This window comes from Sphingobium indicum B90A (assembly GCF_000264945.2).
GTDB classification, from domain to species: Bacteria; Pseudomonadota; Alphaproteobacteria; order Sphingomonadales; family Sphingomonadaceae; genus Sphingobium; species Sphingobium indicum.
The window spans coordinates 504840-519592 of the sequence record NZ_CP013070.1; the positions used below are offsets into that span (position 1 = coordinate 504840).

General features: G+C 66.0%; 13 protein-coding genes. 2 read left to right on the forward strand and 11 right to left on the reverse strand.

What is annotated here, in order from left to right; translation table 11 throughout:
• Window positions 1-82: 82 nt before the first annotated feature.
• Entirely contained in the window at window positions 83-1534 is a 1452-nt protein-coding gene (locus SIDU_RS02605) for an MATE family efflux transporter (RefSeq protein WP_007684165.1), read from the forward strand.
• 4 nt (window positions 1535-1538) lie between these two features.
• On the opposite strand, the gene SIDU_RS02610 is transcribed toward SIDU_RS02605, so the two are convergent.
• On the reverse strand, window positions 1539-3197 hold the full coding sequence (locus SIDU_RS02610) for an ATP-binding protein (protein ID WP_007684179.1): 1659 nt from the start codon (window positions 3195-3197) through the stop codon (window positions 1539-1541).
• Window positions 3198-3344: 147 nt separating this feature from the next.
• Here SIDU_RS02610 and SIDU_RS02615 point away from each other — a divergent pair, with 147 nt between their 5' ends.
• On the forward strand, window positions 3345-4466 hold the full coding sequence (locus SIDU_RS02615) for an acyltransferase family protein (protein ID WP_007684181.1): 1122 nt from the start codon (window positions 3345-3347) through the stop codon (window positions 4464-4466).
• Here the strand turns inward: SIDU_RS02615 and SIDU_RS02620 are convergent.
• The 10 genes from SIDU_RS02620 to SIDU_RS02665 all read right to left on the reverse strand — a co-directional run bounded on the left by SIDU_RS02620 (window position 4434) and on the right by SIDU_RS02665 (window position 14702).
• Entirely contained in the window at window positions 4434-5453 is a 1020-nt protein-coding gene (locus tag SIDU_RS02620) for an LLM class flavin-dependent oxidoreductase (protein WP_007684182.1), read from the reverse strand. The two genes, SIDU_RS02615 and SIDU_RS02620, sit on opposite strands and share 33 nt — an antisense overlap.
• Before the next feature lie 142 nt (window positions 5454-5595).
• Entirely contained in the window at window positions 5596-6039 is a 444-nt protein-coding gene (locus SIDU_RS02625; RefSeq protein WP_007684183.1) for an Hpt domain-containing protein, read from the reverse strand.
• A 73-nt stretch (window positions 6040-6112) separates the two neighbouring features.
• Window positions 6113-6328: a sulfurtransferase TusA family protein gene (locus SIDU_RS02630; RefSeq protein WP_007684184.1), complete on the reverse strand. Its 216-nt coding sequence runs from the start codon at window positions 6326-6328 to the stop codon at window positions 6113-6115.
• Window positions 6315-7685 (reverse strand): ribosome biogenesis GTPase Der, encoded by a 1371-nt coding sequence (gene der / locus SIDU_RS02635; protein WP_007684185.1) that lies wholly within the window; start codon window positions 7683-7685, stop codon window positions 6315-6317. Before der ends, SIDU_RS02630 begins: the two co-directional genes overlap by 14 nt.
• A gap of 116 nt (window positions 7686-7801) precedes the next feature.
• Window positions 7802-9145, reverse strand: coding sequence for an outer membrane protein assembly factor BamB family protein (locus SIDU_RS02640; RefSeq protein ID WP_007684186.1), 1344 nt, complete (start codon window positions 9143-9145; stop codon window positions 7802-7804).
• A gap of 14 nt (window positions 9146-9159) precedes the next feature.
• A complete protein-coding gene (locus tag SIDU_RS02645; protein WP_007684187.1) occupies window positions 9160-9858 on the reverse strand; it encodes a tetratricopeptide repeat protein in 699 nt (232 codons plus the stop codon).
• A 74-nt stretch (window positions 9859-9932) separates the two neighbouring features.
• Entirely contained in the window at window positions 9933-10805 is an 873-nt protein-coding gene (panB, locus tag SIDU_RS02650; RefSeq protein ID WP_007684188.1) for a 3-methyl-2-oxobutanoate hydroxymethyltransferase, read from the reverse strand.
• A 226-nt stretch (window positions 10806-11031) separates the two neighbouring features.
• Window positions 11032-13515, reverse strand: a complete 2484-nt coding sequence (locus tag SIDU_RS02655) for a TonB-dependent receptor (RefSeq protein ID WP_025772628.1) — start codon at window positions 13513-13515, stop codon at window positions 11032-11034.
• 176 nt (window positions 13516-13691) lie between these two features.
• Complete coding sequence (locus SIDU_RS02660; RefSeq protein WP_007684190.1) at window positions 13692-13883, reverse strand: YezD family protein; 192 nt, start codon at window positions 13881-13883, stop codon at window positions 13692-13694.
• 150 nt (window positions 13884-14033) lie between these two features.
• Window positions 14034-14702 carry an RBBP9/YdeN family alpha/beta hydrolase gene (locus SIDU_RS02665; RefSeq protein WP_007684191.1) on the reverse strand — a complete coding sequence of 223 codons (669 nt, stop codon included), beginning with the start codon at window positions 14700-14702 and terminating at the stop codon, window positions 14034-14036.
• Between the last annotated feature and the right edge of the window lie 51 nt (window positions 14703-14753).

Below are 14753 nucleotides of genomic sequence, written 5' to 3' on the forward strand. Positions count from 1 at the left end.
CAGGTACGTCGGCCGGGGCGCGCCGAGAAAGAACCGGGGACGATGGGTGGTCGCCCCGGTTTCCATCCGAAAAGGGGGACGCATGGTTGCACGGGAATGGCGCGGCAGGGATCTGACGCAGGGGCCGATCGCATCGGCCCTGTTGCTGTTCGCCATCCCGACATTGGCGTCCAACATCCTCCAGTCGCTGAACGGATCGATCAACGCCATATGGGTCGGCCGTTTCCTGGGCGCGCAGGCGCTGGCGGCGACGGCCAATGCGAACATCACCATGTTCCTGATGTTCTCCGTCGTCTTCGGCTTCGGCATGGCGTCGACGGTGATGATCGCGCAGGCGGTGGGACGGGGCGACCTGGACGCGGCGCGCCGGGCGTTCGGATCGGCCGTCGGCTTTTGCACCCTGCTGGGGTTGGTCGTGGCGACCGGCGGCTGGATCGGCGCGCCCGCCTTGCTGCGGCTGCTGGCGACCCCGGCGGAGGCGTTCGACCTGGCGCTCGTCTATTTGCGGGTGATCTTCGTCGCCATGCCCGCCTCTCTGCTCAGCGTCATGATGATGATGGGCCTGCGCGGGACGGGCGATGCGCGGACGCCGCTGATCTTCATGTTCGTCAGCGTGGGCGTCGACCTGGTCCTGAACCCGGTGCTGATCCTGGGCCTGGGGCCGATCCCGGCGATGGGCATAGGCGGGTCGGCCGCGGCAACGGCGGCGGCGGGCGTCGTCAGCCTGATCGGCCTTGTCCTTTACACCTATGCGAAGGATCTGCCGTTGCGCCTGCGCGGGCGGGAACTGGCTTATCTCCGCCCCGCGCCGGACCAGATGCGCGTCCTGTTCGGCAAGGGGTTGCCCATGGGATTGCAGATGATCGTCATGTCCGCGTCAGGGCTGGTGATGATCGGCCTCGTCAACCGGGAGGGGTTTCTGGTCACCGCGGCCTATGGCGCGGCCCAGCAGATCTGGACCTATCTCCAGATGCCGGCCATGGCGATGGGCGCGGCGGTCAGCGCCATGGCGGCGCAGAATATCGGCGCGGGACGATGGGACCGGATCGGCCGGATCACCGGATATGGCATGGGTTATCTGCTGCTGATCACCGGCATGATGGTGGCGGTGATCCTGCTGTTCCACGCGCCGCTGCTGGCGCTGTTCCTGGGACGGAACGAAGCCGCCATCGCCGCCGCCTGGCACATGCAGCTCCTGGCGAGCTGGAGCTTCGTGCTGTTCGGCGGGACGATGATCCTGTTCGGCGTGATGCGGGCCAATGGCGTGGTGGTGCGACCGCTGCTGATCCTGGTCTTCACCCTCTTCGCGGTGCGGCTGGGCTTCTACCATCTGGGCTATCCGCATCTGGGGGCGGACGCATTGTGGCTGAGCTTTCCCGCAGGGTCGGCGTCGTCCTTCCTGCTGGCCGGCCTGGTTTACCTGCAGGGCGGGTGGCGCAAGGCGAAGCTGCTCGTCCCCGTGGACGAAGAGGAGTGCCGCGAAAGTATCAATGCGGAGAGCGAGCCAGCCGGAAGGATCGTCCCGGCGGGATAATCGCTTACCGGCCCTGGCTGCGCCAGCGCGTGATCGTGCGGTCGAGGATGTCCGCTTCGCCGCCGGACTGGCGCCAGAGTTCCGTGAAGCTCGGATCGCCCGAGGCTGGACGCCGCTCCTCCTCCAGATTGTCGAGCGCCACGCGGATCGGGACGGCGACGCCTTCGCCGCAGATGATCGCCTCCCGGTTGCGCAGGGCGGGGATGGAATCGAGGAAGCCGCGCGCGCCTTCGGGCATGGCGGCCTTCACGAAGGCCTGGTCGCGGTCGTTGTTGAGGCGCATCGAGATGATCGTGCCGCATTGCGACAGCACGCCTTCGGCCAGGTCCGACGGACGCTGGGTGATGAGGCCCAGCGACACGCCATATTTGCGGCCTTCCTTGGCGATCCGTTCCAGGATGCGGCGCACGGCCTGGCCGCCGCCGCTGGTGCTGCTGGGGATGTAGCGATGCGCTTCCTCGCAGACGAGCAGGATCGGGCGTTGCGGCTCGTCGCGCGCCCACAGCGCATAGTCGAACACCAGCCGCGACAGAACCGACACCACCACGGATGTGATGTCGGACGGCATGGACGACACGTCGATGATCGAGATCGGCTTGCCGCCGGAGGGCAGGCGGAAGATCTTGGCGATGAATTCCTGCATCGAATCCGCGACCAGCATGCCGGAGAACATGAAGCTGTAGCGCGGATCGCTCTTGATCTCGTCGATCTTGGTCTTGAGCCGCATATAGGGCAGCGATCCGGTGCCCTTGTCCAGCTTCCCCATCTCGTTCTGGAGGATGTTGGTAAGGTCCGACAGCAGATAGGGGACGGGCGAATCGACGGTCAGCCGGCCGATGCTCTCCGCCAGCCGGTTCTTCGACCGCGCGGCCAGCAGGCATTTGGCGAGGATGTCGCAATCCACCGTCCGCTCGGAGCCTTCGGAGGTGACGAACACCTCGCAATGCTCCTCGAAATTCATCAGCCAATAGGGGAGGGCCAGGTTGTTGACGTCATAGACGGCGCCATTGTGCTGGAAGGCGGCGCCATATTCGCCATGGGGATCGATCATCACGATATGCCCCTGCGGCGACAGGTCGCAGATGCGGTGCAGGATGAGGGCGGCGCTGGTCGACTTGCCGGTGCCGGTCGAACCCAGCAGCGCGAAGTGCTTGCCCAGCATCGAATCGACATAAAGCGCGGCGCGGGTGTCGGACGTGGGATAGACGGTGCCGATCTGCACATGGGGGCGGTCGTCGGCCGAATAGATCTGCTGCATGTCCGCGCTCGACACCGGATAGACCTCCGTCCCCGGCGTGGGATAACGGGTGACGCCCCGGCGGAAGCGGTAGATGCGCCCCGTCAGCTTCTCCTCATCGCCTTCGCCCAGAAAGTCGATGTCGACGATGATGTTGTTGCTGTCCTGCCGATCCATGGCCATGGCGCGGACGCTGGCGATCAGCCAGACATGGCCGACGCGCATCTTCACCTGGCTGCCGACCTGCCCCGCCATGGCGAGCGAAGGATCGGGATCGCGCGACAGCGCGGCGATGCGCGTGGCGTCGATGATCAATTGCGAACTGGACCCGGCGATCTGGAAGACCATCCCCATGGCGTCGGCCGGAGGCTGGAAGGCATGCGGCTGCGCGCCTGCGAAATGGTCTGCACCGTGCATCTGGGTCATGAACCTGTTTTTCCCCTCGACCGGACGGGATTCCGGCACGTCGGATCGATTTAACCGGCGACTGGTAAAGAATCTGCTTATCCCTCGCCCATGTTGAAGGTGCGGCCAGGCCCGCGCCGCGATGGTCAGAGGAAATGCGTGTCAGGCTTGGCTTTTGAAACATCGGCCGGAAATCGGGAAAATCCTGTGTCCCGGGTGCTGACGACCGATGCGGCCCGGCGGTCCGACGCGATTTCCATCGCGCGGGTGATCTGCATATTGGGTGTGGTGTACGTCCATGCCTGGACGGGCCTGAACGGCCATGACCTGGAAAGCCTGAGGGGCACGGCGCAGGACAGCCTGCGCTGGGGCCTGATGGAGGTTTTCGGGCGCAGCGCCGTGCCCCTGCTGGGCCTGATTTCCGGCTGGCTGGTGGAGGGGTCGTCGCGGACCCATGACTGGCTGCGCCATGTCGGGCGGAAGGTGCGGACGATCCTGCTGCCGATGATCCTGTGGAATGCGCTGGCGATCCTGTTCGTGTCCGGCGCGGCCTGGGCGCTGGGCCTGTCGGCGCCGGTGCCATCGTCCACCGGCTGGATGTTCCAGGAATTGTTCATCGTCAGCCGCAATCCCGACATCAACGTGCAGATGCCGTTCCTGCGCGACCTGTTCCTGTGCATGCTGGCCGCGCCCCTGTTCGTTCGCCTGCCGGGCTGGGCGTTGGGCGCGGTGGCGGCGATGGCGGCGCTGTGCCAGATCATGGGATGGGGGCCGCCGGTGCTGATGCGCGCCTCCATCCTGTTCTTCTTCATCATGGGCATCGTGGCGCGGCGCGAGGGGCTGGCCGACCGGGTGGCTGCGCTGCCCTGGACGGCGGCGGCGGCGCCCTTTGCGCTGCTGATGAGCGCGCAGCTCTATATGTCCCTGCATCCGGGCGTGTTGCCGCCGGGCATCGGCGCGGCGACGCTGGACATGGCGGTGCGGGTCGCGGCGGCGCTGTTCTTCTGGCGCTTCGCCTGGTCGCTGGCGGCCAGCGCGGCGCGGGGCATGCTGCTGCGGATCGAGCCCTTCGCCTTTTTCCTCTTCTGCTCCCACCTCATCCTGATCTGGCTGGGCGGGCCGGTGCTGGGGGTGGTGTTCGGCAAGCTGGGATCGCCCTTTTATCCTGCCTATCTGCTGGTGCAGCCGCTGCTGGTGCTGGTCGCGGTGATCCTGTTGGGATCACTGCTCAGCCGCGCCGCGCCGGGGCTGGCGAAGCTATTGAGCGGCGGCCGCCTGATGGCTGCCTGACGCCACTCGACCGGCCGCCGCCATGGCGATCTCCAGGCTGCGCTTGCGCGCCTCGAAATCATGGATCTGGCCGCCGATGATGACCTCATCCACCTGGGTGCGGCGGATGAAGGCGGCCAGGTCGCGCTCGACATCGGCCTGGGTGCCGATGGTGGAAGCGCTCAGCACATCGGCCAGCATCGCCTGCGCCTGCGGCGGCAGGCTTTCATAATAGCCGGCGACGGGTGGTTGCAGCTTGCCCGGCCGGCCGGTGCGCAGGCGCACGAAGGCCTGCTGCATGGAGGTGGCGATCAGCCGCGCCTCCTCCGCCGTGTCGGCTGCGAAGACATTGTAGCCCGCCATCACATAGGGATGAGCAAGCTGCGCAGAGGGCTGGAAATCGCGGCGGTAGATGGCGACGGCCTCGTCCAGCGCGCCGGGCGCGAAGTGCGAGGCGAAGGCGTAGGGCAGGCCTAGCGCGGCGGCGAGTTGCGCGCCATAGAGGCTGGAACCCAGAACCCAGAGCGGCACGTCCTCGCCCGCGCCGGGGGTCGCCTGGAAGCCGAGGCGCGCGTCGCCGGCGAAATAGGCCTGCAATTCCATCACGTCGCGGGGAAATTCGTCCGGGCCGCCGGACAGCGTCCGCCGCATGGCCTGGGCCACGCGCTGGTCGGAACCGGGAGCGCGGCCAAGGCCGAGGTCGACGCGGCCGGGAAAGAGCGCCGCCAGCGTGCCGAACTGCTCCGCGATCAGCAGCGGCGCATGATTGGGCAGCATGATGCCGCCCGCGCCGATGCGGATGCGGTCGGTCGCCCGTCCGATATGCGCCAGCACCACGGCCGTTGCGGCCGACGCGATGCCCGGCATGCCATGATGCTCCGCCACCCAATAGCGGTGGAAGCCAAGGCTTTCGGCATGGGCGGCAAAGTCGGCGGCGCGGCCAAGCGCTTCGCCGACGGTGCCGCCTTCGTTGACGGGAACGAGGTCCAGGACGGAGAAACGGGTCATGGCCGAATATGGGGGGCGGACTCGTTCCATTTCAATGCCGGTTCGGGGCGGATGGAATGCGGAGGTCTTCGGGAAACTTTGCGCGCTCCTGCCTCAGCAGGCGCACGGCGCGCCTAACGCCCGCAAATAACGGCCCGAGCATTCAGCCGGCGGCGCGACCGAATCCCTGGGCCGGACTGTCGATGCGGCGGCCGAAACCCTGCGGCCGGCGCGCCACCAGCGGGTTGGCGTCGCGGTCGAGCAGCGCCATCGTCTCTGTGAAGCAGGGCCGCAGCGCGACCACATCCTCGATCAATTCATCCGGGCCTTCCCGGCTTTCGACGCAACGGCGGGCGACCATTTCGATCTTCTCGGCCATGGCGCTGAGCCGATAGGCGCCGAACTGGGCCGACTCGCCCTTCAGCTTGTGGGCCGGCGCGACCAGCGCGGCGGCGTTGCGGGCGCGAAAGGCCTCCTCGATGGCGCCGATCGCCTTTTCGCCGTCCTCGCGGAAATAGCCCAGGATCCGGAGGAAGGCGGCGCCCAGCTCCGAACGGGATTTGGCAAACTCCGTCCAATTGACCAGTTCGGCCTCTTGATATGACACCCTGACACTCCCTGCTCTGCCGTGGGGAATATAGAAGAGGAGCGTAAATAGGGGGTTAAGTCGGGTGGGATCGTCAAAGCGACCGAGCAAGAGCGAAGAGATGCGGCGCCTTTGCCGTGAAGGCCCAACCCTGTTGCTTCGCCAGCGCCTCCAGTTCCTTGGCCGCGACGGGATCGTCAGCCTGGATCGTCACGGCGTCGGCGGATCGCATCGCCCGCGCCACGCGCAGCGCGGGCCACGGGCATTTCATGCCCCTGGCGTCGATATGCGCCGCTTCACTTTGTGGCATAGGGGTTCTTGGCGCTGCGCAGCGTCAGCCGCACCGGCACGGCGCCGAATCCCAGTTCCTTGCGGATGCCGTTCACCAGATAGCGGCGGTAGCTTTCCGGCAATTCGTCCAGCCGCGTGCCGAACAGCACGAAGGTCGGGGGACGGGTCTTGTTCTGGGTGATGTAGCGCAGCTTGATCCGCTTGCCGCCGGGGGCGGGGGGCGGATTCGCCTCCAGCGCGCGTTCGAACCAGCGGTTGAGGATGCCGGTCGATACGCGCTGCGACCAGGCGGTGCGGGTTTCGAAGGCGACGCGGATCAGGTCGTCCAGCCCCTTGCCGGTGGCGGCGGAGACGGTCATGATCGGCACGCCGCGTATCTGCGCAAGGCCGTCGGACAGCGCCTGCTTGATGCCCTGATAGAGGGCCGAGCCGTTTTCCACCGTGTCCCATTTGTTGAGCGCGACGACGAGGGCGCGGCCTTCCTCGATCACCTTGTCGGCGATGCGCAGATCCTGCGCCTCCAGCCCGCGGGTGGAATCGAGCAGCAGCACCACCACTTCGGCGAAGTTCACAGCGTTCAGGCCGTCCGAAACCGCCAGCTTTTCCAGCTTGTCCTGCACCTTGGCGCGCTTGCGCATGCCCGCCGTGTCGATCAGGCGGACGGGGCGTTCGTTGCCGTCCGGGTCGGTCCATTGCCAGTCGACGGCGATGCTGTCGCGGGTGATGCCTGCTTCGGGGCCGGTCAGAAGGCGGTTCTCGCCCAGCAGGCGGTTGATCAGGGTCGACTTGCCCGCATTGGGGCGGCCGACGATGGCGAGTTTCAGCGGCGCGGATTCGAAATCGGCCTCGTCCGGTTCGCCTTCCTCCTCTTCCTCCTCCTCGCGGTCGATATAGGGGAGCAGCGCCTGGAACAGGTCGGCCAAGCCCTGGCCATGTTCGGCGGAAAAGGGGACGGGGTCGCCCAGGCCCAGGCTGAACGCCTCCATCACGCCGTCGTCGCCCGCCTTGCCCTCCGCCTTGTTGGCCATCAGCACGACCGGGGCGTCGCCCTCGCGCAGCCAGCGGGCGATTTCCTCGTCCAGCGGGGTGATTCCGGCGCGGGCGTCGACGACGAACAGCGCGACATCGGCATTTTCCACCGCCGCCTGCGTCTGCATGCGCATGCGGCCGGGCAGGGTCTGCGGGTCTTCATCCTCATAACCGGCGGTGTCGATGATGGTGAAATCGACGCCCAGCAGGTTCGCCTGCCCCTCCCGCCGGTCGCGGGTCACGCCGGGCTGGTCGTCGACCAGCGCCAGCTTCTTGCCGACGAGCCGGTTGAAAAGGGTGGACTTGCCTACATTGGGGCGTCCGACGATGGCAACGGTGGGCAGCATGAGAGGCCCTATTCCTTTAAACTATGAGTGCTCCTGCGAAGGCAGGAGCCCAGTTCCAACGCTTGGACTGGGCTCCTGCCTTCGCAGGAGCACGGTTACTAACATCATCGATGGCGTCAGCGAAACGCCGTCAGCTTGCCGTCATCCGCCAGGATATAGAGCGTGTTGTTCGCGACCACCGGCGACAGCGACATCGACCGGTCCAGATCGATTTGGGCCTGTATATTGCCGGTCGCCGGATCGACATAGTTGAGGTCGCCATGGGTCGACACCAGCACCAGCCGCCCGCCCGCCAGCACCGGGCCGGTCCAGCGGATCGCCTTGTCCTTCTTCTTTTCCTTTTCCCAGCGGCGAAGCTGGCTGATCCAGCGGATCTTGCCGGTGGCGCGGGCGACGCAGAGCAGCTTCGCGTCGCTCGTCACCGCGAACACCCATTCGCCCACGACCGAGGGGGTGGAGATGCCCGCAATGTTGATTTCCCAGAGCCGCTGGCCGCTCACCAGTTCGTAGCTGGCCATGCGGCCGCCCTGGCCGATGGCGAAGACCCGGCCCCGGTCGATCACCGGATCGGCGTCGATGTCGGTCAGCGTCGCCACGGCGGTCGAGATGCTGGTGCGCGACAGGGCGTCGCCCCACAGCGTCCGGCCATTTTCATAGCGATAGGCGGTGAGTTCGCCCGAACTGTAACCCGCGATCACCGTGCCCTGCGCGGCGGCCGGGGCGGCCACGCCGAAGATGCCGGTGACTTGCAGCGTGCCGCTGTCGGTCCACTGCACTTCGCCGTCGCTCTGGTTGAGGGCGAAGATCTGGTTGTCCTGCCCCATCACATAGACATGGCCGTTGGCCAGCGTCGGCGCGCCGCGCAGCGGGCCGCCGGGGCGCTTCTTCCACAGGATGGCGCCTGTGTTCGCGTCGATCGCCGCGACATCGCCGATGCCGGTGCTGGCATAGAGTTTTCCGTCGACGACGCTGACGCCGCCGCCGAACAGGGCGCGGCCGCTGCCCGCGGCGGGGAGCGGGGTCTGCCACAGCTTCGCGCCGCTGTTCGCGTCGAACGCGATCACCCGCGCATCGGCGTCGATCACATAGAGCTTGCCGCCCACCACCACCGGGGCGGAGGCGAGGCGGGCCTGCGGCGTGCTGCCCGCGATGGACACGGTCCAGGCCCGCGCGGGCGAAGCGCCCAGCGCCAGATTGCCCATGGTCTTGGCGGGGCTGCCGCCCGGCTGCGACCATTGGTCGTTCACATAGGGTTCGGGCAGGGTCACGGGCACGTCGGCCAGCGTCGGGTCGACCTCCACCCCCTGCTCATTGCTGAGGATCGAGGTGCGCTTGCCGACCACCGGGGTCTTGGGGCCGCCCTTCTTGCCGCCGACAATGCCGCATCCCGCAAGCAGGGCGATCATCATGGCAACGGTCACGGCGCGACCGGCGCCCGAAAATTTCGTCATGCTGTGCATTCCCATGCGCCCAATCATTCCTGTCCCGCCGCGACCGGCGTTTCGACTGCATCCACACCCAATAAGCCCGCCATCTGTCGCGCGCGCGAACGGATCGACTGGGGCACGTCCTTGTCCTTCGCCATGGCGGCGAACAGCGGCCCGGCGAGGTCGGGCTTGCGCATCTTCATATAGGCGATCGCGACCAGTTCCCCGGCGCTGCCGAACCAGGGCGCGCCCTCCACGGCAAGGGGCTTCAGCCGGTCGACCACCTGCTGCGGCTGGAGGGTTTCGAACTCCAGCGTGGTCTGGCGGATCAGCGCCAGATCGCGATAGGGCCGGTCGAGCGAAGCGTCGTCGGCCATCGCCTTATAGGCGGCGATGGCGACCTTGCTGTCGCCCTTGCGCGCCGCCGTGCCCGCCTTCACCAGCAGGGCGGAGGCGCGGAAGCCGGGCTGGCTGGCCTGGGTCAGCTTGTCCAATTCCTTCGCGTCCGGAGCGCCGCCGCCGATTGCCGTGGAAATCGCCTTGTCCATTTCCTCCGACACGGCCTGCGATTGCGTCTTCGTGTAATGCTGCCAATAAAGCCAGCCGGCGAAGGCCGCGAGGCCGATGATCACCGCCGCCACGATCCAGCGGCCGAAGCGCTGCCAGAAGGTCAGCAACTGGTCCTGCCGAACGGCCTCGTCCACCTCGCGCATGAAGGCTTCGCTATTTTGCGGCGTCAGGGCCACTTGGGTCTCCAGAAATTCGTCAGAAAAGGCACGCGGAAGGCGCGATCTTTAGCGGCGCGGGCTTCCCGCGCAACTCACTTTTTGGGCCGATAGACCTGATCTTCGGTCGGAAAGTGCCGGTTCCGGACATCCGCCGCATATTGGGCGGCGGCGTTGCCGATGGTTTCCGCGATATTTTCGTAGCGTTTCACGAAACGGGGCACCCGTTCGAACATGCCCAGCATGTCCTCCGCCACCAAGACCTGCCCGTCGCAATGGGCCGATGCGCCGATGCCGATCACCGGCACGTCGACGCTGTCGGTGACGGTGACGGCGATCTCCTCCATCACCCCCTCCAGCACCATGCCGAAGGCGCCCGCCTGCGCCACGGCGCGGGCGTCGGAGACGATCTTGTCATGCTCCTCCCGGCTCTTGCCGCGCGCGCCATAGCCGCCCAGCGCGTTCACCGCCTGCGGGGTGAGGCCGATATGCGCCATCACGGGAATGCCGCGCTGGCTGAGGAAGGCGATGGTTTCGGCCATCGCCGCGCCGCCCTCCAGCTTCACGCCCGCGCAGCCGGTTTCGGCCATGACGCGGCTGGCGCTGGCGAAGGCCTGTTGCGGGGAGGCTTCGTAGCTGCCGAAGGGCATGTCGACCAGCACGACGCTGTGATAGCTGCCCCGCACCACGGCCGCGCCATGGGCGATCATCATGTCCAGCGTGACGGCCAGGGTGGAGGGGAGGCCGTAGATCACCTGCCCCAGCGAATCGCCCACCAGCAGCATGTCGCAATGCGGGTCGAGCAGTTGCGCCTGCCGCGCCGTATAGGCGGTCAGCATCACCAGCGGCTGTTCCGTCCTGCCCCCGGCCTTGCGGCGCTGGATGGCGGGCACGGTCAGGCGCTTCATCGGCACGGGCGTGGGATTGGCGCGGCTGGTCGAGGTGTCGAGCGTGAAGGTCGTGGACATGGCTGCGCTCTACCGTAGAGCGGCGGCGGGCGCAAATCGGGCGATATGTTGGAAGTGACGTGCTCCTGCGCAGGCAGGAGCCCAGTCCCGTCCTTAGTGGATCATCGCACCGTCCGAACTGGGCTCCTGCCTGCGCAGGAGCACGTCATCCTGACATCGAACCCGAAAAATACGGGGAGCGACAGGGCCGTGCCGCTCCCCGCAGGGGTGAACCTCTTTCAAAAGGTCAGAAGGAGAATTTGATCGTTCCGCCCCAGGTCTGCGGGTCGCCGGGCTGGCCGGCGATCAGGCCGGTATTGCCCGGCGCGACCTGGAGATTTTCGATATAGTTCACGTCGAAGGCGTTGCGGACCCAGCCGAAGATGTCGAACCCTTCGCCCCGGAAACCGGCGCGGAAGTTGGTCAGCGCATAGCCCTTAACCTCCGTGTAGATGGACGGCGAGGCGTTGGAATTCCAGTGCGAGCGGTAATTGCCGTCGACGCCCAGATAGAGCTGGCCATCCTTGTCCAGCAGCGTGACCGGAATGTTATATTCCGCGCCGTAGGAGAAGGCCCATTTCGACACGCCGGGCAGGCGGTCGCCGGAGATGTCGCATGCCCGCGGGCTGAGGGTGTTGGGAACACCCGCATTGGAATAATCGGCGGGCTGATTGGCCGGCTGCAACGTGCCCCCGGACAGTTCGGGCGGGCAGGGGGCATTGGTGAACTTCTTGTACTTGGCGTCGGTGTAAGCGCCGTTCGCATAGGCGGTGAAGCGATCGCTGACGACGACCTTGAAGTCCGCCTCTATGCCCTGCGACCGCACCTTTTCCGCATTGGCGAGGTAGCCGCGCACCGTGCCGAACTGGCCGCCATTCACCGTCGCCTGGAAATTCTTGATCTCCGTGCGGAAGGCGGTGAGGTTGAAGGTGGCGCGGCGGTTCCAGAATTGGGTCTTGAGGCCGATTTCATAGTGGTTGACTGACTCAGGCTTCACCGTGCCCGCATCGAAATTCACTGTATTGTCGGCGTTGAGCGGCAAGCCGTTCTGGTTGATGCCCAGCGTCTTGAAGCTCTTGGCATAGGTCGCATAGGCCAGGATGTCCTGCGCGATCTTGTAATTGACGTTGAAGTCGTAGGTGAAATTCCAGGCGCTGTCCGAAGGGGCGCTGATCTGCGGCTGGTAGACGCCGCACTGGGCCGCCAGCACCGGCGGTAGGGGGTTGCCCGGCGTCGTGACGCACGAAATGGCCTGGCCTTGGCCGTTCGTGACAATCCGCTGATAGAAGCCCGACTTCTTGTCGTAGTTCAGGCGGGCGCCGGGCTGGATGGTGAGGGCGTCGGTCACCTTCCAGCTTAGCTGGCCGAACAGCGCCGCGCTGGTGCTCTTGAGCCATTGCGTGTTGCTGGCGGTCAGCCCTTGCAGGATGCTCGGATTCCCGGCATTCGCGCCGGTCAGGCTCCAGCGGCTGGCGTCCGCGCCCTGCTGTTCGGTGCCCTGGGTGTCGATCCGCTGCTTGAAGCCGAACAGGCCGACCACGAAGTCGATCTTCTGGCTTTCGTAATTATAGCGGAATTCCTGGCTATACTGGTCCTGCTGCGAAGGGTTCTGCGATTTGGACACGATCGACAGGCCGGTGAAGTCGCGGTCATTCTCCGGCTTCCAGTCCCAGAAGCGCCAGGCGGTGACGGAGGTCAGCGTGCCGGGGCCGACATCCCATTTGATCCGCGCCGATACGCCGCCGATCTTGTTGCCCGCGTTCAGGCTGCTGTCGAGGTCGGTCAGCCGGTCATAGGGATTGCGGCTGGGCACCGCATAGTTGCGGCCGGGGAAGGCGGGGTTGGGATTGGCGTTGATCGCCTTGACCAACTCATCATATTGGCGCGTGATCGGCCGCTGGGTCGTGCCGACGCGCACGAACACGGTGCCGCAGCATTCCGGGTCCTGCTTGCTGTAGTCGCCCGACAAAGTGATGCTGAAATCGTCGTTGGGCTTGAACAGCAATTGGCCGCGAATGCCCAGATTGTCCTGCTCGTTGATCCAGCGCTGGCTCGTCACATTGTACAGCGTGCCCCGGCGGCTGGTCGCGGCCACCGCGATGCGGGCGGCGACGGTGTCCGACAGCGGGCCGGAAATGGCGGCCTTCGCCTGCTTGTAGTTGAGGTTGCCGACCGTCAGTTCGGCGCGCCCTTCGAAATCGAAGGTCGGCTGGTTGGTCGTGATGTTGATCGCGCCCGCCGTGGTGTTCTTGCCGTAGAGCGTGCCCTGCGGGCCGCGCAGCACTTCGACCTGGGCGACGTCCAGGAAGTCGAAGGTCGCGGCGGCGACGCGGCTGTTATAGACGTCGTCGACATAGATGCCGACGCCCTGTTCGAACCCGTCGCTGGTCAGGCCGAAGGGAACGCCCAGGCCGCGGATGTTGACCGACGTGTTGCGCGGATTGGTGGTGTAGACCTGAAGCGTCGGCGCCAGTTGCTGGAGCTTCACGACGTTGAAATTGCCGGTCGCCTCTATGCTGTCGCCCCGGATGACGGAGATCGCCAGCGGCACTTCCTGCGCGGTTTCGGCGCGGCGGCGGGCGGTGACGATGATCACTTCGCCCCGGCCGGTGGCTTGTTCGGCGCTTTCGCTATTGTCCGCGGCGGGCTGGGGCGCGTCCTGCGCGGACGCGTTGGACGCAATGATGGATGCGCTCGCCACGCCGGCGAGCCACAGAAAACGCGCAATCATGGTAATTCCCCTTCCGGATGTCCGGTGAATGTTGATCGCGGCCTCTGCGGTGGTCCGCTCAAAGCCGTTGGTCTGGGAATGGAAAATGTGGCCCACCCCTTGCCACCTGTTATTCGGCCCCTTGTTGCAGGCCTTGTTCAGCAACCCTGAATCTTCCTTGCGCCCCCGCTATTGCTTCAGGCGGTGAGGCGCGTCTTTTCCGTCACGTCGATCTGCACGACGCGCGCGTCGTGCACGGTCAGCGTGACGGACCCGAAACGAAGCGCCTCCAGCACGCTGCGCACCTTTTCGATGCTGGCGGCGATGTCGTGGCGCTGCCCGTCGCTGCGGCCGTTGCGGGCGAATTCAATGGATCGGTTTTCACTCATAAACACCTCTTAGCCGCTCTTTATCTCAACTATATTGATAGACAAAAAAGCAAATATAAGGGGCGCTCAAGTTTCTCTTGTCGCGCCCCGGAAGCATCGTGCGAAAAGTCTGTCGAAGGGCCGGTTTTCCGCGGAAACGATGCGATAACTTCAGCCGTTGACCTGCAGCGCCGCCCATCGCCGCTCCTGATGCGCCAGCGGGATGGCGGGGCGTAACTGGCGCATTGCAGAGGCCTGCTCATGCGCATTGTCGATCAGTTTTTCCAGCAGCGCCTGGCCGAAGCGCCATTCGCCCAGGCCCGATTCCGCGTTGATGTGGCCGCAATAGCCGGCGTCGACGAAGCTGCTGCCCCAATTCTTGCCGATGCTGTGGGCGCGTTCGAAGAAGATATAGGGATCGTTGCGGCTCGCCACGACGATCGAGGGAAAGGGCAGTTGGGCGCGGGGCGTGGGGCCGAAGCCGCCGATCGTCTCCGGCGTTTCCATGCGGTCGCAATCGGGCGGCGCCACCAGCAGCGCGCCCGTCACCGGCCAGCCATAGGCCTGGCTCTGCAAAGCGCCCCACCATGCGACGGCCAGGCAGCCCAGGCTGTGCGCGGCCAGCACGATCGGCCCGTCCGCCGCCCGGATCGCCGCGTCCAGCCGCGTGACCCAGCTGTTGCGGTTGGGGCTGGCCCAGCTTCCCAGATCGACCCGCTCGCAATCGCCGCGCGTTTCTTCCCACAGCGTCTGCCAATGGCCCGGCCCGCTATTGTTGAGACCGGGGATGGTCAGCACGACCGGCTGGCGCGCATCTCCCGAATGTCCGAATCGCTCCATGGTCAAATCCTCGTCCTATTGTCGAGGGAGAGTTAATTCTATTCATCTGGT